Origin of the sequence: Treponema sp. OMZ 857, from assembly GCF_024181085.1 — a bacterium.
Lineage (GTDB): Bacteria > Spirochaetota > Spirochaetia > Treponematales > Treponemataceae > Treponema.
In genome coordinates this window covers 2,293,188-2,317,650 of sequence record NZ_CP051147.1, presented here as the reverse complement: position 1 = coordinate 2,317,650, position 24,463 = coordinate 2,293,188, and the positions used below count along the sequence as shown (strand labels likewise).

General features: G+C 36.4%; 21 protein-coding genes and 1 pseudogene. 16 read left to right on the top strand and 6 right to left on the bottom strand.

Going from position 1 to position 24,463, the window contains the following annotated elements; genetic code table 11:
- Positions 1 to 3 precede the first annotated feature (3 nt).
- The 16 genes from E4N66_RS10425 (at position 4) to E4N66_RS10350 (ending at position 17,234) form a co-directional block, all read left to right on the top strand.
- Positions 4 to 711 (top strand): acylneuraminate cytidylyltransferase family protein, encoded by a 708-nt coding sequence (locus E4N66_RS10425; RefSeq protein ID WP_253727964.1) that lies wholly within the window; start codon positions 4 to 6, stop codon positions 709 to 711.
- 28 nt (positions 712 to 739) lie between these two features.
- Positions 740 to 1,795, top strand: coding sequence for a nucleotidyltransferase family protein (locus tag E4N66_RS10420; RefSeq protein ID WP_253727963.1), 1,056 nt, complete (start codon positions 740 to 742; stop codon positions 1,793 to 1,795).
- Positions 1,796 to 1,864: 69 nt separating this feature from the next.
- On the top strand, positions 1,865 to 3,271 hold the full coding sequence (locus E4N66_RS10415) for a hypothetical protein (protein ID WP_253727962.1): 1,407 nt from the start codon (positions 1,865 to 1,867) through the stop codon (positions 3,269 to 3,271).
- 24 nt (positions 3,272 to 3,295) lie between these two features.
- The gene (locus E4N66_RS10410) at positions 3,296 to 4,432 is read left to right on the top strand and encodes an N-acetyl sugar amidotransferase (protein WP_253727961.1); all 1,137 of its coding nucleotides are present in this window, start codon (positions 3,296 to 3,298) and stop codon (positions 4,430 to 4,432) included.
- 101 nt (positions 4,433 to 4,533) lie between these two features.
- On the top strand, positions 4,534 to 5,856 hold the full coding sequence (locus tag E4N66_RS10405) for a nucleotide sugar dehydrogenase (RefSeq protein WP_253727960.1): 1,323 nt from the start codon (positions 4,534 to 4,536) through the stop codon (positions 5,854 to 5,856).
- 104 nt (positions 5,857 to 5,960) lie between these two features.
- Positions 5,961 to 7,283 (top strand): hypothetical protein, encoded by a 1,323-nt coding sequence (locus tag E4N66_RS10400; RefSeq protein WP_253727959.1) that lies wholly within the window; start codon positions 5,961 to 5,963, stop codon positions 7,281 to 7,283.
- A 142-nt stretch (positions 7,284 to 7,425) separates the two neighbouring features.
- On the top strand, positions 7,426 to 8,502 hold the full coding sequence (locus E4N66_RS10395) for a glycosyltransferase family 4 protein (protein ID WP_253727958.1): 1,077 nt from the start codon (positions 7,426 to 7,428) through the stop codon (positions 8,500 to 8,502).
- Positions 8,503 to 8,514: 12 nt separating this feature from the next.
- On the top strand, positions 8,515 to 9,537 hold the full coding sequence (locus E4N66_RS10390) for an SDR family NAD(P)-dependent oxidoreductase (protein ID WP_253727957.1): 1,023 nt from the start codon (positions 8,515 to 8,517) through the stop codon (positions 9,535 to 9,537).
- Positions 9,537 to 10,676: a polysaccharide biosynthesis C-terminal domain-containing protein gene (locus E4N66_RS10385; RefSeq protein ID WP_253727956.1), complete on the top strand. Its 1,140-nt coding sequence runs from the start codon at positions 9,537 to 9,539 to the stop codon at positions 10,674 to 10,676. Before E4N66_RS10390 ends, E4N66_RS10385 begins: the two co-directional genes overlap by 1 nt.
- 4 nt (positions 10,677 to 10,680) lie before the next feature.
- Positions 10,681 to 11,832, top strand: a complete 1,152-nt coding sequence (gene wecB / locus E4N66_RS10380) for a non-hydrolyzing UDP-N-acetylglucosamine 2-epimerase (protein WP_253727955.1) — start codon at positions 10,681 to 10,683, stop codon at positions 11,830 to 11,832.
- Entirely contained in the window at positions 11,829 to 13,070 is a 1,242-nt protein-coding gene (locus E4N66_RS10375) for a glycosyltransferase family 4 protein (RefSeq protein WP_253727954.1), read from the top strand. Before wecB ends, E4N66_RS10375 begins: the two co-directional genes overlap by 4 nt.
- Positions 13,071 to 13,257: 187 nt before the next feature.
- Complete coding sequence (locus E4N66_RS10370; protein ID WP_253727953.1) at positions 13,258 to 14,274, top strand: GNVR domain-containing protein; 1,017 nt, start codon at positions 13,258 to 13,260, stop codon at positions 14,272 to 14,274.
- On the top strand, positions 14,264 to 15,814 hold the full coding sequence (locus E4N66_RS10365; protein WP_253727952.1) for an SLBB domain-containing protein: 1,551 nt from the start codon (positions 14,264 to 14,266) through the stop codon (positions 15,812 to 15,814). The genes E4N66_RS10370 and E4N66_RS10365 overlap by 11 nt, the downstream gene beginning before the upstream one ends.
- Before the next feature lie 130 nt (positions 15,815 to 15,944).
- Complete coding sequence (locus E4N66_RS10360; protein ID WP_253727951.1) at positions 15,945 to 16,562, top strand: hypothetical protein; 618 nt, start codon at positions 15,945 to 15,947, stop codon at positions 16,560 to 16,562.
- Between the two features lie 10 nt (positions 16,563 to 16,572).
- The gene (locus E4N66_RS10355; protein ID WP_253727950.1) at positions 16,573 to 16,791 is read left to right on the top strand and encodes a hypothetical protein; all 219 of its coding nucleotides are present in this window, start codon (positions 16,573 to 16,575) and stop codon (positions 16,789 to 16,791) included.
- Positions 16,792 to 16,883: 92 nt separating this feature from the next.
- Positions 16,884 to 17,234, top strand: coding sequence for an arsenate reductase family protein (locus tag E4N66_RS10350; protein WP_253727949.1), 351 nt, complete (start codon positions 16,884 to 16,886; stop codon positions 17,232 to 17,234).
- A 135-nt stretch (positions 17,235 to 17,369) separates the two neighbouring features.
- Here the strand turns inward: E4N66_RS10350 and E4N66_RS10345 are convergent, their stop codons facing one another.
- The 6 genes and pseudogenes from E4N66_RS10345 to lon all read right to left on the bottom strand — a co-directional run bounded on the left by E4N66_RS10345 (position 17,370) and on the right by lon (position 24,412).
- Positions 17,370 to 17,774 carry a DMP19 family protein gene (locus E4N66_RS10345; RefSeq protein ID WP_253727948.1) on the bottom strand — a complete coding sequence of 135 codons (405 nt, stop codon included), beginning with the start codon at positions 17,772 to 17,774 and terminating at the stop codon, positions 17,370 to 17,372.
- A 332-nt stretch (positions 17,775 to 18,106) separates the two neighbouring features.
- The gene (locus tag E4N66_RS10340) at positions 18,107 to 18,838 is read right to left on the bottom strand and encodes a hypothetical protein (protein WP_253727947.1); all 732 of its coding nucleotides are present in this window, start codon (positions 18,836 to 18,838) and stop codon (positions 18,107 to 18,109) included.
- A gap of 127 nt (positions 18,839 to 18,965) precedes the next feature.
- On the bottom strand, positions 18,966 to 20,159 hold the full coding sequence (locus E4N66_RS10335) for a hypothetical protein (protein WP_253727946.1): 1,194 nt from the start codon (positions 20,157 to 20,159) through the stop codon (positions 18,966 to 18,968).
- A gap of 207 nt (positions 20,160 to 20,366) precedes the next feature.
- Positions 20,367 to 20,828 (bottom strand): hypothetical protein, encoded by a 462-nt coding sequence (locus tag E4N66_RS10330; protein WP_253727945.1) that lies wholly within the window; start codon positions 20,826 to 20,828, stop codon positions 20,367 to 20,369.
- Between the two features lie 503 nt (positions 20,829 to 21,331).
- Positions 21,332 to 21,448: pseudogene (locus E4N66_RS13160) on the bottom strand (integron integrase); the annotation flags it as partial.
- A gap of 528 nt (positions 21,449 to 21,976) precedes the next feature.
- Entirely contained in the window at positions 21,977 to 24,412 is a 2,436-nt protein-coding gene (lon, locus tag E4N66_RS10320; RefSeq protein ID WP_253727943.1) for an endopeptidase La, read from the bottom strand.
- Positions 24,413 to 24,463 lie beyond the last annotated feature (51 nt).

The window sequence follows — 24,463 nt, the reverse complement described above, 5'->3', positions numbered from 1 at the left end:
TCAATGTATAATAATAATAAAATTTTATGCACTATTTGCGCTCGTGGCGGCTCAAAAGGGGTGAAAGGGAAGAATTTTAAACTTATCAATGGTAAGCCTCTGATTGCTTATACCATTGAAACTGCATTACAATTAGGGGTGTTTGATCATATCGTAGTAAGCTCTGATTCTAAAGATATTCAGAATATCGCAGTGAAATATGGCGCTGAAGTATTTTTCACTAGACCGGCAGAACTTGCAAGTGATAATGCTGCAAAAATACCGGTTATTCGTCATGCCTTTATCGAGTCTGAAAAATATTATAACGATGAATATGATATTTTAGTTGATCTTGATGCTACTTCACCTTTACGAACTATTGATGACATCAAGGCTTGTATTGATCTTTTAATTGAAAAAAAATCGGAAAATGTGATTACGGCTATGCCATCCCGCCGTTCTCCATACTTTAATTTGATAGAACGAGACTCTTCGGGATGGTGGAATGTATCAAAAAAATTGGAAAAGGAGTTTGTACGAAGACAAGATACTCCTTCATGCTATGATATGAATGCATCTATTTACGTGTGGACCCGTGATTCTATCTTACATAATGATAGTGTGTTTAATGCGACGACTGAATTGTATGTTATGCCGGAAGAAAGATCCATAGATATTGATTCTGAATTAGATTTTCAATTTGTTGAATTTTTGCTTAATCAGAAAAAATAATATTTATAAACATATTAAAGGTATTGAAATGGAATCGATATGTTCATATCTAATTTTGTATACTAATCATATTCTCAATGCTTTAAAGCAGCTTGATGCCGTATCTGATAATGGAATGCTTACGTTATTCGTTATTGATGAGTTGAATCATGTGATAGGTTCGCTAACGGATGGGGATTGCAGACGAGCTCTCATCAGCGGTGCAGCTTTGAACGATTCGATTGAAACGGTAATGCATAAGGATTTTACATATATTACCGATAACAACTATTCATCGAATTTAATACGGTATATTAGAGAAAAAGGGTTTAAGCTGGTACCTTATTTGAATGATGATGGTTCCATAAGGAATATAATTGATTTTTCGAATGGAAAATCCTACTTGCCCATTGATGCTGTGTTGATGGCTGGAGGCAAGGGGGAGCGGCTACGACCATTAACACTTGAGACGCCTAAGCCTTTATTAAAAGTTGCAGATAAGCCAATTATTGATTATAATATTGACAATCTTATACATTGCGGTATTGATAATATAAATGTTACGGTAAATTACTTAGCCGAGCAAATAGAAGAACATTTCTCCACTGAAAAGAATGGTGTAAAGATTAAATGTATTCGTGAAGGTGAAAAATTTCTGGGAACCATTGGCGGCGTTCAATATATTAAAGACTGGCATAATGATGTTGTTTTGTTAATGAACTCAGATCTTTTTACCAATATAAATTTAGAAGATTTTTATTTGCATTTTTTAAAGAATGACGCAGATATGAGTGTCGCAGCTATGCCGTACAATGTAAGTATACCGTATGGTATACTTGATATTGAGAATAAAAGGAATATAATCGGGATAAAAGAGAAACCGAGCTATTATTATTATGCAAATGCCGGGATATATCTTTTTAAGAGGTCGCTGCTTGATTTAATTCCCCGTGACACTTTCTATGATGCAACGGATTTTTTGAATGATCTTATTGCAAAACAATATAAAGTTATCCGGTTTCCGATTTCCGGTTATTGGATTGATATCGGCAAACCTGCTGATTTCCAAAAAGTGCAGGAAATTGCAGGACATTTTAAAAAGTGAAATTAAAGGGCGTAGCTTGAAAACTTTTTCACTTGGAATTATACAATAAATTTACCTTATAGTGCAAAAATGAAAACAGATGTTATTGAAAAGATGAAATATATTGAGACTCATTATCCGGTGGAAACAATTGAGTACGACAGTATAAAATTGTGGCCGTTTTTGCGTCCAAATATGTTTACAATTTATTATTATTCCGATCAAGATTCGAATCCTGCAGTTATGAAGAAATGTTCACCAATACGGCGTGTATGGGAGTCGATTACGACAACATCTTTGAAAGTGATGTTCAAAAAAAATGCCGCTTTCGTTTTTACAGATGATGTTGGTGTAAAAAAATATAATGGAATCTATGTTGATCGAATTATGCAAGGTTTTTTTGATATCGAACCTGAAACCATACCTTGTGTAATTAAGCTTATGCCGAAAACTATTGTTGCAGAAAATAAATATATTAATTCAGATTTTATTATACTTATAATTAAATTGATGGGGATGTTTTATAAAACAAAAAAAGTTGACATAAAGAATATCTCTGTTTTAGATGATATTATTGCATATTTAAAAATAGAGTTTGACTATTCAAAATATTTAGACTTATTTAAGATTTTATTAGACTTTTATAGTTGGTATTTTAATAAAATAAAACCGAGTAAAATATATGTAAATTGTTATTATGATTTTTGGCGGTTGCCGGCTTTTTTTATTGCTAAACGAATGCAGATACCTGTAATTGAGATGCAGCATGGTTTAATAAATACGTCTCATATAGCATACGCGGGGTTTAAGAATATAACGCCTAATCCATACCCAGACTATTTATTTGTTTTTGGAGATAAATTTAAATCAGCTATAAGTGAATATGTATATCCTCATGGGAATATTTTTAGTGTCGGCAGTTATTATATAAACCTGATGCTGAAATCAAAAGAAAGAAATGTAGAATTGTTTAATAAAAAATATTCGAATCTTAGCGATAAAATTATAATTACGGTAGTAAGTCAGCACGATATTGATGAGAAAATACTCGATTTTGTTAAAAACGTAGCTGGAATAGATGACCGCTTGTTTTTTATTTTTATCCCTCGTTTTGTGAAAGATTATCATTTGCACTTCAAAAATAATAATGTTATGATGGAACTGGAATTTGATGTGTATCAATGTATGCAAAATTCACATATAACGACAGCTGTTGTATCTACGTGCGCTGTTGAGAGTTTAGCTTTTGCTACTCCTGTTGTATTGCTAAATATAGATGGTTTGGCAGTCTTTAATTATTCTCATTTTTTCTCAGGAATTCGTTCTGTTTTATATGCAACTAGTCCTGAAGAGTATATAGAGCAAGTATACAAAGCCGTGAATTTTGATAAAGACTCTGTGGTAGAAGAGGGGCGGCTGTTTTTCACTGATAACTATAGTGAGCGATTGAAAAACGCGATAGCAGAGATTTCAGATAAATATAATGCTGTACTGTAGCTATTATAAATTTATGGGGGGCTTATGAATACTATTCAAAGATGTACTAGATGTATTATGGATAATTCATCTGATGAGAAAATTACATTTGATAAAGATGGATACTGTAATTACTGTACGGCTGCACTATGGAAAAGTAAATATCGTTATTTTCCTAATGCTGAAGGAACATCGAAACTCAATACGTTGCTTACAATGTTAAAAGCTGCTGGGCAGGAAAAAGAATTTGATTGTTTAATGGGAATATCGGGTGGTCTTGATTCCTCGTATTTGGCATATCTCGGAGCAGTAAAGTGGGGGTTGCGCATACTTGCTGTTCACATTGATGACGGGTTTGACACGGAGCTTGCAAAGACTAATATTAATAATCTTGTTGCAAAGGCTGGTATACATCTGATTACTATAAGGCCTGATGAGGAGCAGTTTTTGGATCTAACCAGAGCATTTTTATACGCTGAAGTTCCTAACTTGGCTATACCCCAGGATAATGTTTTATTTGCTACTCTTTATAAGTTTGCTTGCGAGAAAAAAATTAAATATTTTCTTGCAGGTACAAATTTTGCGTTGGAATCTATTATGCAGTCAGGAAATATGTATTCCGCTTATGATTTAAAACATATTAAGGCTATTCATAACCAATTTGGAACAAAACCTCTTGACAAGTTACCTCTAATTTCTTGGCTGCAGCGTATGATTTATGATAAGGTTTATCACATAAATACTCTTAGCCCTCTTAATTACATTGATTATAACAAGGAAAGAGCAATTCGTGAATTGCATGAATTTTCAGGGTTTGAATATTATGAAGCAAAGCATTTGGAAAATAAGTTGACAAAAATTATTCAACTGGTATGGTTCAAAGAAAAATTTGGAGTTGATAAGAGAACGTCGCATTTATCAAGCTTGATTGTTTCGGGGCAGATGTCTAGGGAAGATGCTCTTGCTGAATATAATCGTCCAGCTTATGATAAAGTTCAAATGGAAAAAGATATTGATTTTGTCTTGGATAGACTAAAAATATCGAAATCTGATTTTTTCACAATTTTGAACCAACCGCCAAAACAGCATACTGATTATAAAACTTCTTATTGGCTTACAATAAAAAATGATCAACAAAAGTTAAAATTATTAAGAAAGTTGAAAGCAAAATTGTACTTATAAAGTATAATATAGGGAATTATATTGTGTTATAGCGTATGTAGAGATATTTACGGTCTTATGGAAAATATAAGATTGTTTGTTATATATGGGAGATTGATAATATGACGAATTTTGAAAATATAATGAAGAAAATTGAGGCAAACGCTGAAGTAGTCGGCGTTATAGGTTTGGGGTATGTGGGGTTGCCGTTAGCTGTCTCATTTGCAAAGCAGGGGATAAGTGTATTAGGCTTTGAAAAAAGTGATAAAAAAGCTGAATCTGTTAATAATGCAAAAAATTATATTGGTGACGTAAAAGATGAAGATTTGAATTATGTAGTAAAAGAAGTAAAAAAATTGTCAGCAACAACCGATTTTTCTCGTATCCAGGACTGCGATGCGGTTATCATTTGTGTTCCGACTCCGCTTGACCATTTTAAGAAACCTGATATGAAGTTTATAGAACAGTCGTGTATGGATATTGGTGAATATATGAAAGCAGGAACTTTTATTTCGCTTGAAAGCACTACTTATCCGACTACTACAGAAGATTTTATGAGGCCTATTATAGAAAAACAGTCTGGGTTGAAAGAGGGAAGGGATTTCTGGCTATGCTTTAGTCCCGAACGGGTAGATCCGGGAAATAAGGATTACAAAACTGATAACACTCCGAAAGTAGTTGGTGCGTTAGGTGCCGAAGCACAAACAATAGCGGTTGCCCTCTACGGCAAGGCTATACAGTACCTTTATCCTGTTTCTAGTCCCCGTGTTGCAGAAATGGTAAAAATACTCGAAAATACCTATCGCTTGATTAATATTTCTCTTATTAATGAACTTGCTCTTCTTGCAGGTAAAATGGATATCAATATTTGGGAAGTAATAGATGCTGCAAAATCAAAACCTTACGGATTCCAAGCCTTTTATCCGGGACCTGGTATCGGCGGGCATTGTATTCCGCTTGATCCTTTTTATCTTGAGCATATTGCAAAAAGTTTTAACTTTGATTTAACTATGATCAATACCGCCGGCAATATCAACAATCAGATGCCGCATAAGATGATGAATAAGATTATGTATGCACTTAACCGTAAACAGAAGTCAATGAACGGTGCAACAATTTTATTCCTGGGAGTTGCCTATAAGCCGGATATCGACGACCCTCGGGAAAGTCCTGCTTTGCTCGTTATGGAAGAATGTGCTAAAAAGAGGGCAAATGTGATCTACCATGATCCTTATATAAACGAATGTATTGATGACCATGGTAAAAAATGGATAGGTATGGACTTAACAGATGAACTACTGGTTCAGGCTGATTGTGTTGTGTTTACGACCAATCACTCATGTTTTAATATTGAGCACATTGTGGCAAAATCGAGCTTAGTGGTAGATTTACGTAATGCAGTTAAAACCGTGCATATCGAAAGTGACAAGGTTTTTAAGTTGTGATTTTCTACCAAAATGCAGAATAGGATACTTCCGATTTGTTAATAAAGGGTTGTCTCAATGTAGTTCTATTAGTTCATCAGAGAATAAAGGTTTGATATCGTATAATGCTTAAAATAAAATTTGGCTTGATTGACTACTATTTATTTTTTTTGCTTTTTTCGCCAGCTGTTGGTATACTTCTTATGGAGTTAGGTTTTATTTCATTAGAAGTTGGTACTGGTCATTATAATGGCGCAACGATTGTATACGTATTATCATGTGCTAGCATATGGATGATTTATAGAACCAAGCTTTATGCAAAAATGCCGATTAGGAGGGCGAATACTGTTCTTTCAGCAGGAAAAGTTCGAAATTATTTTAATATTGTAGTGGTTTTTGATTTGTTGGTTCTATTTTTTTGTTTGTTCGTATTAGGCGGAATAAAAGTTTGGTTAGGTCAAATTGAGAAAGGACAATTTCGTATTAATTTCGGAGTTTTAGGTCCATTCGCTTATTTGCTGTATGACTATATTGTTCCAACAAATGTTTTAATATTAACATTACTATATATAAAATGTGATAAGCGTGAACGAAATAAAAACCGTGTTGTATTGGTGATTTCATATCTATTGACAATGCTTATTGCATCAACATGGGGCGCAAAGTCTTTTATTATTACGATATTATTACCTGCATTATCTATATTACTATATGAATCGTCATTAAGACGAGTGGTAAAAGTCGGGGGAATTGGTTTTATCTCAATTATACTTGCAGCTATTTTTTTTGAAGGGAAAAATTTTAGCTTTAGTTTGGCTTCTTTTTCTAAGGCGAATTTCACCTATTCAAATAGTGCTAATAGTTCTTTAATAGCTGTTCTGTATCGTCTGTCCGTTTTACAAGGTGATATTCCATGGAAAATATGGGATATATACGTTACAGATTCGCATAATACTTTTTTTGATTATGGGAAGACATATATTTCAATTATTCCAGATTCTATACTTGGTCTTTTTGGTATCAATATTCATGATTATGCAAGATACGTGCAGTATCACTATTCCTTACAGCTAACTTATTTGTTTGGAAGGACTATTCCAAGTAATGTGCAAGAAATTGGAGCACACAATGTAACCGGTACATGGTTTTCTGAGGCAGTAATTGCTGGCGGTTGGTATGGAATTGTACTATTGTCTGTATTTCTTGGTTTTCTTGCTCGGTTCATAAGAATCAGAATTGATCGTTATGTGCGCTACGGAAATATCTCTAAATTGGTGATAGCTGTACTATGGTGCTACTCCGTTTTGTTTCCGGTTATTTCTAGTGGAGGCTGTTCTGCTTTTTTTTTAATTAGCACTATGGTTAAGTTTGGAGCGCTATATTTTTATGTCTTATTGCTAAGATTTCTTGCTGAAGATATGGCTGTGTACTTCAAGAAGATGAGATAATAAATAGAGAGGTGTTACGATTAATATTCTATATTTTCATCATGCCGGCTTTTTTGGTGGTTCCGGTAAAAGCTTGTTAGAATTGTTACTTAGTTTAGACAAAAGCATCGTTACTCCATATGTAGTTTGTCAACGAGGCAGGATGGCTGATGAATTTAGGTCGGCATTCGGTAAGGTTATACGAGTCAAGGGGTTGTCTCAATTTGACAATACTTTGTATAGTTTTTACCGGGGAAAACGTTGGTTTGTCTTATTGAGGGAGTTGTTTTTATTGCCTTTTACTTTTGGAGCTGTGTTACAAGCAAAACTAAAATTTAAGAACATAGACTTAGTTGAAATAAATGAATATACGTTGTTGCCTGTGGCCTTAATAGTTAGATTATTTTTTAGGTGTGCCATTATTGTGCATTGCAGATCTGTGCAGAGATTGCCGATGGATAGTTCGCGGGCTGCCTTGATTGCATTTTTGTATAATGCTATTGATGCTACTATAGTTGCCATTGATCAAAAGGTTGCATCGACGATTCCTAATGCATTAGCGTGTCGGGTTGTGCATAATATTTTCTCGTATAAATGTTCTGACGAAGTAACGCGGCAGCCTCCAGTATTTAATGCCGCAAGACCCCTTGTGCTTGGGTTTGTCGGCGGTATTGGAGAGATGAAAGGCATATTTGATTTATTGGAAGCTGTTTCGATTTGCAAAGAAAATAATTTGAATGTTTTGTTAATTATCACAGGTAAATTTGAAAGAGAAAAAACATCTGGTCTTTTAGGCTATGCGATTAAATTTATCAAAGGTTCCAGTGATATTGAAAATGATGTTAATAGAGTTATTGATTCTTTTAATATCAGAAACTATATACAGTTTACTGGATTTAAATTTAATTTGGCTGATGTTTATTCAAATATGGATGTTTTATGTTTTGTTTCGCATTTTAATGCAACTGGACGGCCGGTTTTTGAAGCAGGTTTTTTTAAAAAACCTAGTATTGTTGCAATTGATAGATCATGGGAGGATACTATAGTCAACTATAAAACAGGGATTATTGTACAACCAAAAGATGCTTATTCAATATATTCGGCGATTGAATATTATTATTCTCATCCTAACACAGTATGTACAATGGGAGAAAATGCTTTTGAGCTAGCTAATAAAAATTTTACGCCGGAAGTAAATGCTAAAGAGATGTTGTCCATATATAATGAGTTAATTAAATAAGGAGTATAAACTATGTCATTATTTGCAGATAAGACTTTACTTATAACCGGGGGAACAGGGTCTTTCGGTCATGCTGTATTAAAAAGGTTTTTGAATTCCGATATTGGTGAAATTAGAATCTTTAGCCGTGATGAAAAAAAGCAAGATGAGATGCGTCATGAATTACAAAATGAAAAAATTAAATTTTATATTGGTGATGTTCGTGATCGGCAATCTGTTGATGAGGCGATGAATGGTGTTGATTATGTTTTTTCTGCTGCAGCTTTGAAACAAGTGCCGTCATGTGAATTTTTCCCTATGCAGGCTGTTTATACCAATATAGAAGGTACTAACAATGTTTTAGAATCTGCTATTTATTATAAAGTAAAAAATATCGTGGTTCTAAGTACCGATAAAGCCTGCTATCCAATCAATGCTATGGGAATGAGTAAGGCGCTCATGGAAAAAGTTGCTATAGCAAAGGGGCGTGCTTTAGGAAAGAACGCTGAGACAAAAATATGCTGTACAAGGTATGGAAATGTAATGGCGAGTAGAGGCTCAGTTATCCCTTTATGGATACAGCAAATAAAGGAAAACAAGACAATAACGGTTACAGATCCCATGATGACCAGGTTCATGATGACACTAGATGATGCGGTTGATCTGGTTTTGTTTGCCTTTGAGAATGCTCAAAATGGTGATTTATTTGTACAAAAAGCACCTGCTGCAACTCTTGAGGTGTTGGCTCAATCTCTGAAAGAGTTATATAGTAGCAGTGTTGAGGTGAAAGTTATAGGGACACGACATGGTGAAAAGTTATATGAATCATTGGTAACAAGAGAGGAAATGGTCAAAGCCATAGATATGGATCGCTATTATAGAATACCGTGTGATGATCGAAACCTAAACTATGATAAATATTTTATCGAAGGATTTGTTGATGCATCAAAATTGGAAGATTATCATTCTCACAATACGACAAGACTTTCTGTTGAAGAAATGAAAGATCTGTTATTAAAACTTGATATAGTTCGGAATGATTTAGGTGTGAATTAATGAATAAGATCCGTGTTGGAATAACTGGACAAAGCGGTTTTATTGGCACTCATTTGTATAATAGATTGCGCTTGCTTCCTGATGATTTTATATGCCAGAAATTTGATGATTCATTCTTTTCTGATAATGTGAAGTTGCAGATGTTTGTCAAAAACTGTGATGTCATAGTACACTTAGCTGCTGTTAATCGGTCAGAGGATGAAGACGAATTATATAATACAAATATTGCGCTAGTCAAACAATTGCAAAACGCGTGCGAAGCTACTCAAACTTTTCCGCATATTATTTTTTCGTCATCTATTCAGGAGACAAATAAGTCGGCGTATGGTCGTTCTAAGATCGATGGACGGCTTTTATTTATGGACTGGGCAAACAAGCATAGTGTGGCTTTTACAGGTTTGTTAATTCCAAATGTGTTCGGAGAATTTTGTCGACCTAATTATAATTCTGTGATTGCAACATTTGCACATAATTTAACACATGATAAACCTGTTACAATTATAACTGATTCGGTTATCCCTTTTATTTATATTGCTTCATTGTGTGAAATTATTTGTGCAGACATTAAAACTGTAAGATCTGCTGGCGAGTCAATCATAAAGCTTATTGGAGTACCCGAAGATTTCAGAATGAAGGTATCAGAAGTACGGGAATTGTTTATTGCTTTTAAAGAGATGTATCTTCAAAATGGTTTTATTCCTTTGCTCGAAAATAAAAATATTATTAACTTATTTAATACATTCCGTAGTTATATTTCTCTGTCAGCGTATTTCCCAAAATTTTTACAACAACATGCCGATGCTCGCGGAAATTTTGTGGAAACTATTCGTCTTAAAGCTGGTGGGCAGATATCATTTTCAACTACTAATCCCGGAGTAACACGCGGGAACCATTTTCATACACGAAAAATAGAACGGTTTACGGTTATGCATGGGCTGGCAAAAATATCCCTGCGGAGAGTAGGAACTACACAAATCTATGAGTTTATCTTAAACGGCGATGAGCCATCTTATGTTGATATGCCTGTTTGGTATACACATAATATCACAAATATTGGAACAGATACTTTGTATACACAATTCTGGATCAATGAGTGGTATGATCAGAATGATCCCGATACTTTTTTTGAGGAAGTCTAGAAATATGTCACAAACTATTAAACCTTTTAAAGTCCTTACGGTAGTTGGTACACGACCGGAAATTATTCGGTTGTCATGTGTTTTGCATAAGCTTGATACTAGCCCTATAATTGAGCATATTTTGGTTCATACTGGACAAAATTATGATTATGAGCTTAATGAAGTTTTTTTTAATGATCTTGAATTAAAGAAACCAAAATATTTTTTGGCTGCAGCAGGTAAAAATGCAACGGAAACAGCTGGGCAAATTTTAATTCGCATCGATGAAGTTCTTGAAAAAGAAAGCCCCGATGCTTTTTTAGTTCTAGGCGATACTAATTCGTGTCTTTGTGCAATAGCAGCAAAAAAACGGCATATTCCAATATTTCATATGGAAGCTGGTAATCGTTGTTTTGATCAAAGGGTCCCTGAAGAATCTAATAGAAAGATCGTTGATCACATTAGTGATATAAATATGCCGTATAGCAGTATTGCTCGCGAATATTTATTGCGTGAAGGGTTGCCGCCGGATAGAGTAATAAAAACGGGAAGTCCAATGTATGAAGTCTTGTCAAAATATCGAGAAAAGATGGAGCATTCTACAATATTAACAAAATATACTTTAGAAAAGCAGAAATATTTTCTTGTTTCGGCGCATCGAGAAGAGAATATTGCTTCCGTAATCAATTTTAAAAACTTGTGTAATATCCTCAATAAGATTGCTGATACATTTATGCTACCTGTCATTGTTACTACACATCCGCGTACGCGTAAAATGATTGAGACTCATCGTGTTCAGTTTAATCCATTGATAAAACTTGAGAAACCTTTCGCCTTGAGTGACTATCTTGCACTACAGGTAAATGCAAAAGCTGTGTTGTCCGACAGCGGCACGATCTCTGAAGAATCATCTATTCTTCAATTTCCTGCACTTAATATTCGTGAAGCGCATGAGCGCCCCGAGGCGATGGAAGAAGCTGCTGTGATGATGACAGGGCTTAATCCTGAACGGGTGATGCAATGTTTGGAACAGCTTGCACATGAAGATAAAACCATGACTAGCTTTTTTATGGTATCCGATTATAACGTACCAAATGTATCGGATAAAGTTATAAGGATTATTTTGAGCTATACTGATTATATTAAAAGAGTGGTTTGGGGGGAGCGTGAATCTTGAGATTATGCATCTTCACAAACCATTTTTTCCCTGAAGAATTCAAGGTCAACGATATAGCTTTTGATTTAGCTAAGCGCGGACATAAAATTGTAGTTGTCACGGCTATTCCTGATTATCCTAAGAAGCGTATGTTTAGGAATCAGTATTCACTGTTTAAGAAACGGACGGAAATAATAGACGGTGTTACTATTATTCGTCTTCCTATAATTCCTCGCTACAATGGTTCAGCTGTGTTTTTGCTTTTGAATTATATATCATATTTTTTTACATCGTATATCTTTACATATTTTCATAGTTTCTTTCATAAATATGATGGTATTTTTGTTCATGAAACTTCTCCTTTTTTTATTGGATTAGCCGCGGTTCATTTGAAACGAAGGCAAAATATTCCGCTTATTTTTTGGACATTGGATTTATGGCCGGAATCTTTATCTGCTGTAGGTAAGATTAAAAATACATTTTTATTATCCCCATTTGAAAAAATGGTCAAATATGTATACAATAGCTGTGATAAAATTCTGATCGGTTCTCAAGGCTTTGAACAGTCTATTTGTGTTAAAGGTTCCTATAAGGAGAAATGTGTTTATTTCCCTAATTGGGCTGAGGATACAGAGTCTATGTCGAGAACTTTAATGGGCACTTCCATATATCCGTTTTCTCATTTTTCAAAAAATGATTTTGTATTTTTGTTTGCGGGTAATCTTGGTGTGGCTCAAAATCTATCATTTATCTTAAATGCTGCAAGTCAGGTGCGCCATCTGAAGCAAATACGTTTTGTCTTTATTGGTGATGGCCGATGTAGAAATGATATATTGGAATTTATTCAGAAAAATAATTTGGTGGAGACTGTATTTGCGCCGGGGCGTTTTCCACTGGCAATGATGCCGTTATTGATGCAGCGAGCAAATGTTCTCATGGTATCGCTGAAAGATGATCCTATCTTTAATTTGACGGTGCCGGCAAAAGTTCAGTTTTATATGTCCCAGGGTAAGCCTATTCTTGCAAGCCTAAATGGCGAGGGAGCAGATCTTATTACTGAGGCAAAATGCGGTATTTCAGTTCCTGTCGGTGATAACGATAAGCTTATTGAGACTATTATAATGCTGTCATTGATGTCAGAGAAAGGCTTAGACACTATGGGAAAAAATGCAAAAAAGTATTATGACGATAATTTTAGAAAAGAGATGAGGATTGAGCAACTTGAAAGGTTGTTTTTAGATTTCTGCTTGCAGAAATAGTGATATAGTCTTCCTCTACTTACTGTTGTATGTATGGAGCTGTTCATATAAGAAAGTGTATGTTATTGAACGGCATACTGGAAGGATGAAATAAAATTGTACATGAGATGGAGAAAGGTTTGTCTACCAACTGAAAATATGAGTGTTCTTTCTGGTTAGGTGAGGAGACGAGCATAAGGAGCGTAGGATGGAATATAGCGCAAATGATGATTCTGAAGAAATATCTTTGCTGGATTTAGCCGTTGTATTGTGGCGATGGAAATGGCTAATTATTGGGCTAACGGGCATGGTGTCAATAAGTGTTTTTACCTATGCTCTTATTGGTAAAAAAATGGATCCGGAAAAGTCATATATGCCGGATGTATACACCAGTACTGCTGTTATGCGAATAGAAAACAACAGTAGTGCTTCCGGTGGTGCTTTAGCTTCTTTCTTACAACAAAGTAATTTAGGCAATTTAGCGGGGTTGGGGGGCAGCAGTGGAAATACTACACAACAGTTGGCGCTCTATATTGCCGGCAGTAATGCGTTCCTCGATACTATTGCCCAAGAATTGCATATTGCCGAAAAATATAAAGTTAAAAAATTCATCAAAACCGAAACTCGGAAGATCGTAAAAGGTTTACTCAAGGCAAAACTGGACGATAAAAGCGGAATATTCTCATTAGCTGCTACCCACATCGATCCTGAGTTTGCACAACAAGCGGTCTTGGCTGCTGTTGACTATTATGAAAAACGCTTCACAGAGCTGGGACTTGATACAAAAGTGCGCACGAAAGAGAATTTAGAGAAAAGTTTGAAGCAATCATTTGATGAAATAAAACGTTTAGAGCAGAAAGCCGGCGATTTGGAAAATAAAATAGCTCAATCGGGTGGTATGCGAGGTGTTGCTCTTACAATGGAGCAGCTAAAACGTGAAATTGCTGTTCAAGAAAAAGTTTACGGCCAATTAAAAGCACAATATGAGCTTTTGAAAGTAGAAATAGCGAGCGAAACTCCGGTTTTTCAAATATTGGATATGCCCGAAGTTCCCGAACGAAAATCCGGTCCATCGCGGGCAAAAATATGCATCATTGCCTTTGCCGCAGGCCTCTTCTTATCAATCTTTCTTGCTTTCCTTTTGAATGCTGTGCAGGAGATATATCGCGATCCTAAAGTGCAGACAAAGTTCTTACGGAAAAAGGACAAGCACCATGAAGCATAAGCTATTTCTAACGATAATTCTATTCTTTACAGCTACCGTATCCTTATTGTGCGCAGCTTCAAATTCCGATGCGGAAGCAGAGGCAAAACGACTTGCTCAACAAGCAATGGCGAATCCCGATTATCGGGTTTTGCCGGGGGATATATATCAACTTGGATATACGATTGGGCAAACGCCTGTGAGTTATCAGATTGTTGTGGATTCAAGCGGCATTATCCGTGTTTCTAATTTAGGTTCGGTAAATACAAACGGCAAGACCTTTATAACTGTTAAAAAGCAGGTTGAAACGCTTGTTTCACAAAACTATCCGCTCAGTGTTGTTCAGTTTGTACTTACTGCTCCCAGTACTTTTACTGTAACGGTGAGGGGAGAAGTGAGTAAAACAACAGAAGTAAAAGCATGGGGGCTGATGCGGGCATCTCAAGCTATTACCGGCTTATTAACGGATTTTGCTTCAAGTCGTTATCTCTCTATCACAGGGCGTTCAGGAAAAACAATTGAGTATGATCTTTTCCAGGCAATACGATTTGGCGATCTTGCCCAAGACCCATATTTATCACCCGGTGATGTTATTACGATTCCGCGTATAAAGCGGCGTGTTACTCTTTCCGGAGCTGTCGAGCGTCCCGGAACGTATGAATTGGCAGAAACAGAAACAATTACCGATCTTATTACCGTTTACGGCAGTGGATATACCGCCGGAGCCAATAGAACACAGGTTAAAATAACCCGTACAACAAACACAGAAGACGGAAGTACAAAGTTTGATTCTTTTTTTGTTGCGCTCAGTGAGCAATCAGGTGGAAGTGAACCTCTACGGCATTTAGACAAAGTATATATTGATACTCAAAAAACGCTTCGTCCGTTTGTGTATCTTGACATTCCGCTCGATGTTGAAACACGACGTACAATTTTAGCAGATGGTCAAAAAAGTAATACAATTGGTATTCCTTCAAGCCAAACTGATGCAAGTACAATAAATAAAGATGGTGATCTTAAAATTGTTGCTACGACTATTCCTATTCCTTTTAATGAAGGTGACGATCTTATTTCAATCGTTCGCGAGCGGTTACCGATATTCACTAAACCGTGGGTTGATGTTACAGGAGCATATATCTTTCGGCAAGGAAAACAGATACCGATAAATTTAAGTCCGCTATTATTCGATCAATCCTATCATGCAGTTATTCCAATTGAGGCAGAAGACCGGCTGATTGTTCCGGAGATTAAACAAACCGTAACAGTGAACGGTGCTGTAACAAGTCCTGGCGCATATCCGTATACCCCCGGCCGTAAAGTTGACTTTTATATTGCGTTAGCGGGAGGTTTTGACTATCAGCGGAATTCCGGCGGAGCTGTCGTGATTAGAGATGTGTATGGTAAAAAACTTGACAAGGATGCGATTATCGGACCGAATACGATTATTACGGCAAAAAGCAATGCCTTTATGTATAATTTCAATATCTATGTACCGCTGATTACGGTAACAGCAACGATTTTAACGATAATTACTTCTATCATTACCCTAACGAAGCGATAAATTTTTTATTATTTCTTCAGAGTGTTTCATCTTTTTTGAGGCAGCCGCATTAAACATATCCCGTGCGGTTGCCCGGATTTCTATTATCTCTCCTCTTTAAAAATCCCACAAAATAGTATATGCTTTCTTCATGAACAATGCAAAAACCGACAGAGATTTTCTCTTTGCGCTTGATTATATATTGAATAAAGCGAATCTACGCGAGATTGACGCATTTGCTGCAGCGGTTGAACGCCGGCAAGGTCAGCTTGAGGGAGCGATAAACGGTAGCATCCCATTTACTCCGGAAGAAGCAGCCAAGAAAATGTCGGAATCGATCTACGCTTCTATTGATGCAAGTATGGATGGTGTCCGGCATACTTTTCGGGATTATGCCGCCGATATCTTGCAAAAAGAAGCACCGGAACTTTCTAAGGAACAGATTGCCGGTCTGGTCGATTCATGGATTCCGCAATCGAGCGGGGCAGGCGGTAAAAACCGTCGTGCTTCTTTGGTAAAGAATGGTTCGGTGCAGGGGGTGCCTGCCGATCTGTTATACGAAATGGTTATACAGTTTGTTTCCTATAGTTTGGGAGAAATGCCGGTTGAAACACAGCGCAACCTTACTGCTGCAATGCATGATTGGACGGACTCTTATTGGCGGCGCTTCCCGACCGGAATAAAACAAGAAATAAAAGCTTTTTTGAACGGAGAGACAACATCCGGTGAGTTTCAAGGTCATCTACGTGATATGTTAAGGTTAGCATAAGGAGATTTACATGCAGGAAAACGAGCAGCCGTTCGAGGCGTGGACCGGATATTATAAAATAGAATATCTTGATGAAGAACCGAAAGTGACGGAAAAAGAGCTCTTTGATACGGTATTTGCCAAGTTGGAAAAAATACAAAAGCAAGCGATACTGGAAAAAATTAAAAGATCAGAAGCTCTGCTTATAAGTCTGGAAGAGGAATTGGATATATTTTTAGCACAAAGATAATAAGCAAGCGTCTGTGTTTTACGTTTTTTTTCTCATAGTGTAAGCAATATAGCGTATAGCAGATGCCAAGATTTCAATTCGAAGGAAGATATATGACTTTTATCTATTATCCTAAATGCACGACATGCATGAAAGCAAAAAAATGGCTTGATGATCATCATATTGATTATATTGAACGGCACATCAAAGAAGAAAACCCGTCTGCAATTGAATTACAGACTTGGCATCGGCAAAGCGGACTGCCGCTGAAAAAATTTTTTAACACAAGCGGATTACTGTATAAAAGTTTACAACTTAAAGATAAACTTCCCAGTATGACAGATGATGAAATGTATACTATCTTGGCATCGGACGGTATGCTTGTAAAAAGACCGCTTATTATTACGCAAAATAAAATTCTTATCGGCTTTAAAGAAAAAGAATGGGAAGGAAATCTTTTATAAGAAGATGTGTTATTAATTTTTGTGACAAAACAAATGTATGGAGAAATATTGTCTTTTAGGAATTTAATTATCTCAATTTGTTCCATTTTTATCTCACCTCATTTCGCTGGCTTGATTTGCTGAAAATATTCCAATTTAGTCAAATATACAATCTTTATTCTTTTCGACATATTCTTGTAAATATTCACACAAAGATGGATAAAAAGCTCCATATTTCATGTCTGTTTCTACAAAATCATCTTTTCCCCCTTCTTCAAGAGCCTTTATATAATTATTGGCAATTTCTTCGTTACTGATTTCAATTAATGCTTCTTTTAATTCTGTCGGATTTATAAGTGGATAGTGATCTTTGTATAAACTAAATCCCCCATTATTCATTGATGCATCATAGTTAAAACAAATTACTGCTTTTCGTTGTATTGCGGATAATGTTGATAAATTTCTAGAACATACATTGTCAATAAAATTATTCCAACGTTGATCTTTTTCAGTTAATATATAAGAGTTCTTCTCTTTGTTAAATAAATTTAATAATTTCATCTTTTGGAATAGATTGATTTTCGTATTTTGAGGGCACTAGAACTTAGCATTTGACAAGTAAAAGATACTTCATGTATAAATGAGTGAGATATTTCTTTATTTTTCATTTTTTCCTCTCTGCCCGAAGGTGCATTCTAACATTCGCTTAACCTGCATTTGCGGCTTGTCCGCAATGTCAGGTTAAGCGAATGTTAGATTTCCTTTCATAAATATAATATAATTCTAAAAAATTGAAAAACGAAACAGTCAATTTAATTAATCAATAATGTTTGACAATTTTTCATTTGGTAACTCATAAAAAATTTTGATCTCTAGTATGTATTCCAGAATTTTTATTTGATTTTATGATTATTATTTAAAACAAGTAAAAATTTCTGTGCTAATCTACTATCTAAAGGTGCAGCAAAATTGGTTAGTTTGACATAAAATTCTGAAATATCTTTATAGGAAAATGAAAGTTCTTTACCAATTCTAAATTTAGAATTAGGAAATTTTTCAAAAAAACTTTTATTTATGATAGCTCTATTGTGAACAATTAGATTTCGTTTTTTTACAATTTCATCAAACCACATCATATCTTCTTCATTTAAAAACAATTTAACCTCTATTTTTTCAAATCCACGTTTTATATCATTAGTTTTACCATAAGCTATATTTTTTATTTTGCTTGACTCTAAAATAGCAGACTGCTTCGCTACAATTTCTTCCAGAATATTTTTTAAATACATAATAAGATTATCAACACCTCGTGCATATAGAAACTGCCCTAAAAATTTTTCATATTTATAAATAGAAAACCAATGATCAAACTTACCACTTCGTACTAAATCTGATAACTCTTTAAACCTATTATTTTTGGAATCTTCAAGAACTTCAGATGCAAAATATCGTATTTCATAAAAATTTTTCGGAATACTAGCAAATTTATCTGCAAGCAAAAGGAATGTAATAAATCTGTCAATATCATTTATTTCTGTAGTAAATTTCAAATATGATTCTGTACATTCTTCTAAAATGATAGCATCAAACTTATTTTTGAGGTTATCAGTATATTCATTTTCCATATAAACATCACTCCTTCACGTAAATAATAATATAAAAAGAACTACAGAACAATTGAAATGAGTCTAACATTCGCTTAACCTGCATTTGCGGCTTGTCCGCAATGTCAGGTTGAAGCGGGTGTTAGGTTTATTTCTCTATCGAAAAAAAATCCAGAGGTAACATCTTCCAATAGTTTTCACAAATTTTTAGTATTGTATTAAAATAATATTGCGAAACTATCGATTGTGGACACTCCTTATCTGGTCGATTATATTCCCAACGTTGAAACTGCCCTGCAATTATTTTATCTCTTTTTGATCGCATATTTTGAAGGATCGAATTATAAGCAATATATTTAGGGCATTGATTCGTTCTTGAATAAGCTGCAATATTTTTGCCTGATTGATAAATTATGCTATAAACAATTGCAAGAGGAAGTTGTTTTGTAACTGTCCAGAAAAACACCTCTGTTTCTTTGCCGATTTCATAACTTATATTAAAATAGTCAAGAATATAATTAAATAAAGACAATGCTTCCCAATATACAATTTCCTCCCATATAGTGGGATCAGTTTTAGGGTAACTAAGCATCCAATCTTGGGGATTTAGAAACTCCCGAGTAATGGTAGGATTTTCATCAATTTCTTTTATATTTATTTGAAACTGCACATTTTTCCAATAGTATCGAAAGTTGTTATTTTCATAATCTGGTTCAAACCAGTTCAATTGTGATCTTGGTGAAAATTCTAATAAATGCTTTAATTTTAACTCATTCAAAACTGAATTCAATTCTTCATCGGATGGGAAAATTTGCATTGAACAGGCAGAAAAAGGCTTTAGAGTTTTGAAATCATCTTCTATACCAGCTTGAATAAGTGTTCCTAATAGAAATTTTTCTCTATATGTTAAATTTTTAAGTGAGATTGGAACAAAATTATCAAAATCTATTTGTTCATAAATGAATTTTCTTTTACGTTCTAACTCTATTTTTTTCAAATCTTTTCGAATTTCTGTACAAAAATTGCAATCACAAGATGAAGTTTCTTCATGATCACAAGCTTCACAAAATAATACATTATCATTAGAACTTCTTAAATCATCGCGTGGATTTTCTAACAAGAAAAGTTTTTCCCCACAATTAGGACAAACTTCTTTTGTTTCTTTTAATGGGAAAACATAATGACATTTTCCCAATGAAAATTTATATGAAGTAATTTTATATTTTTTTTTGAGTTCAGTACTTTTCATCGCTGAAAAATAATCTGTTCGCATAGATTGTATTTCATTATTTGAGAGGTGTGAGACTGTTTGTAATAATTCATCTCTAATTTTCTTAATCATTTTAATCTCCTCTTAAGTGCCGCATTGCGGCATCAACTTAGCATTCGCTTAACCTGCATTTGCGCCTTTGTCGACGCAAAGCGTAAGGCAAAGTTGGCGCGAAAGTTGCATTAAAAAGGGAGCTGCACTAGCAGCGACCGATTCCAGCAACTTTCGTGACAAAACAAATGTCAGGTTGAAGCGGGTGTTATGTTTCTTCAGAAACATTTACCCAACAGATTTTTCTTTAAGCGGTAAGTAATCACCAGTATTGATTATTTCTATGTCTCTTCCCTCATAGCTATTTTTGGACATTGTATTGCACAAAGGTTGATTAGTGTATATCAAGCAAGCTTCAGTATCATCAACAAGTTGCTTTGTGATTTTTCCAACTGAATACTTGACAATTTTACCAGTCATAACAAGTACGTTTCTTCTTGGATCTTCTTTTAAGTATTTTTTTATACAATCATAAGCCGTATGTTTCTGTAGAACTCTTTCTCTAATTGTTTGTTCATAGGCTTTGCCAATGTAATGTAATTTAATAGATTTATAAGTATTTTCTACTTTATCATAGATACCTGTTAATATTGCATAAAATCCATGTTCATCTAAATACTTATGATCAGAATTTGAAATCATCTCATATAATACACAATTTTCATTCCAATTAATTGTTACTTTGTCCATTGAAAACTCCTTTTAAGTAGAATTTATTTACCTGCTTAATCCAGGTTTTTCTTTTTATAATACATAGATAGTAAAATATACTACTAAATCAGAAAGAATCACTAAATTACACCTGTTATAAATATTTCATAACCGTGAATTAGTCTTTTATTAGTAACTACGAACCAAGTGTTTAATAACTATCAAGCAAAATTATGTAATTATTTACCTTACTATTAAACAAAAAAACTTGATGAATCTATAAAATACAATTAAGAACTATTCCTACGCGCCCCAGTATGGGCGTCGGTATAACATCTTTTCGACCCTTCCTCATAATATCATACGAACGCCCCATTTGCAATATAAACTATCGCGGATTAAACCAATAACATCTTTCTTCCATAATATACACCGGAGCACATCATCAACAACCAGATTAGGCCTATCTTCATTAAATAGGATACACCTTCGATCGGTAGGGCATGAAAACCGACTGCAACCACCTTGTAAGAACAACACTCCAGCAGGCGGATAAAAAGACCATAATCGTTTTCAGGCAACAGAGAGAATATCTTTGCCGTTTCCTCACGGCTCAGTACAGCAGGTAGTTGCTTAGACTTTTTGGCATGGATGCCATTGTTCGGCGAATGTGCATCCATGCACATTCCCGACGGCGAGTTTTTGTTCCACAAAAACATCACTTCTGCTTGGAACCATCGACATTCTTGTTGGAAATGATACGTTTAATATTTATTTTTGTGCAGCACGAAGTAGATGCACCCTTTCCGTAAGCCTTTTGAAAATAGACTGTTAAGCAGTTGTACACCCGTGTACAACTGCTTAACGACGAGATTTGTGCTCAGTACCGCTACGGATGGCGGGCGTATTAAGCAGAAACGATGTTTTGCCTTTGGCAAAACTTGCAAGCCAATTTACAACACGGATGTTGTAAATTGACGCAACTCGCTACTGCTTAGAACCACGGACATCCCTGCCCGTTCTGATACGTTTTTTTTGTGCAGCACGAAGTAGATGCCCCCCTTCCGTAAGCCGTTTGAAATAGACGCCACAGATGCTAGGAGCCTAGCCGAAATAAAGCGGAGACGTATCGGGTATACGTTGAGCATTTATTTCGGCGTAGCGACAACGCAGATGTGCCGTATATTTCAAAAGGTGTGGGGAAAGGCACATTGAATAACCTCCTCCATCCTAGTAACAGGATGGAACTGAATGCCTTTCTTTATGTGCTCGGGGATTTTTTCGAGGTCGCGGATATTTGCGGCGGGGATGATAATCTCCTTGATGCCGTTGCGGCGGGCGGCGATGGTTTTTTCTTTTAAGCCGCCGATCGGGAGTACCTGACCGGTCAGTGAGAGTTCGCCGGTCATAGCGAGCTTCGGCTTAATGACCTTACCGGATAATAACGAAAGCAGTGCAACGGTCATTGTGATACCGGCGGAAGGGCCGTCTTTGGGGGTTGCGCCTTCCGGAATGTGCAGGTGGATAACGTGGCTTTCAAACCACTTAACGCTTGCAATGCCATGTGCGTCGGCAAAGTGGCGCACCCATGTCCATGCAATCGAGGCAGACTCCTTCATCACATTGCCCATCTGACCGGTCAGGCGGAATTGCCCTTTACCCTTATTCGGCAAGGCTTCTATCAACAGGGTATCGCCGCCCATGCTTGTCCATGCAAGCCCGATCGCCGTGCCGGGAACCTTTGCGTATTTGATGTCATCGTCGCGGAAAATGGGTTTGCCGAGCATCTTTTCGATTTCGGCGGTATCCGGCGCAAACACATCTTTTTCGCCGCGCTCGCCGGTAACCAGCTCAACGGCGATTTTCCGGTGGAGCTTATCGAGGTTCTTTTCAAAGTTGCGTACCCCCGCCTCCCGTGCATAGCCGTTCGCAATATGCAGCAGTATCTGCTTGGAATATTTCACCTGCGCTTTCTTTAAGCCGTTTTTCTCAAGGCTTTTCGGCAGCAGGTAGTTCTTTGCGATTTCTACCTTTTCCGAATCGATATAGCCTGCGAGTTGAATAACTTCGGCGCGGTCGAGCAGCGGGCGCGGAATACCGTCAAGCGTGTTCGCCGTCAGGATAAATACGATATGCGATAGGTCAAACGGTAAATCGAGGTAGTGGTCGCGGAACGAAACATTCTGTTCGGGGTCGAGCACTTCAAGCAAGGCGCTGGAAGGGTCGCCCTGATAGCTTTGCCCCATCTTATCGATCTCGTCAATCATAAAGACCGGCGCCTTTGTTTTCACGATTTTTAATCCCTGCAAAATCTTGCCGGGCATCGCGCCGATGTACGTTCTGCGGTGACCTTTAATTTCAGCCTCATCCCGCATACCGCCCACCGAGAACCGGAAAAATGGTTTATTCATTGCACGGGCAATCGACTTACCGACACTCGTTTTACCGACACCGGGCGGCCCCACCAACAAAACAATCGAGCCCTTCGTATCATTTTTCAGCTTTCGTACCGCAAGGTATTCGATAATCCGCTTCTTTACATCTTCCAACCCATAGTGATCCGCATCCAAAACTTTTTTCGCTTCTTCTATATTATACGCTTCCGGTTCGGGAGGATTCCACGGGAGTGTCAGCGCGGTTTCAAGATAATTCCGTCCGACAATGTACTCAGGCGAATTGGGTTCAAGGAACTTGAATTTTTCAAACTCAGCTTCTATCGTCTCTTTTACTTCACCTTCAAAATGGAATGAGTCGATCAGCTTGCGGAATTTCTCTTCATCGGCATCCTTCGGATCGGAACTCAAGCCCAGTTCTTTTTTGATACTTTTGAGCTCTTCATGCAGGAAGTATTCCCGCTGATTTTTTTCAATCCGCGTATTCAAATCGGCTTGAATCTTTCGCTGGACATCCAGCAATTCCTTTTCTTTTTTGATATGCACAAAGACCTTTTCCATCCGTTCGCGGACGTTGATAGTTTCCAGTATTTTTTGCTGATCCTCTTTCGGGATGTTTAAAATGCTGGCAGTAAAGTCCGCAATCTTTCCCGGATGGTCGATGTTGACGATGTTGAGCCGCATCTCTTCCGTAAAAAGCGGGTTGTTTTCGGAAAGTTCCTTCATCTCTCCGATCAGCCCGCGCAGCATCGCCTTTACCTCAACCGTATTCTCTTCTTCATCTTCGAGATACTGAACCGCTACGACAATCGGTTTTTTCTCATTCACAACTTTGCGGATTTTGAATCGTTTCAAGGTTGAAATGAGAATATTGATCCCGCCGTCAGGCAGGTTGATTTTTTTAATAATCCGTGCAGCGGCTCCGATTTGGTATACATCAGAGGCGCCCGGATCTTCCGTCTCATTTTTTAACAGCGAAAGACCGATAAAACCGGTGCCGCCGTACGCTTCTTCGACAGAGCGGATATCATCGGCGTCGTTTATCAAAAGCGGGGTAAAAATCCCCGGATAAATAGGCCGGCCGTTCAGCGGAATAAGATTGATTTTTTTAGGCAAAAGTTCTTCGATTGGAATAACCGCCTTTGCGTCTTGTTGAGTTGACGTATCTGCCGCGTTCGGCGTATCTAAAGTCTTTGAAGTATCTGAATCCATAGCTTTAAATATCGTCATTATTCAGCGAAAAGTCAATAAATGGCCTTTTATCTATTGGAAAAATACGAT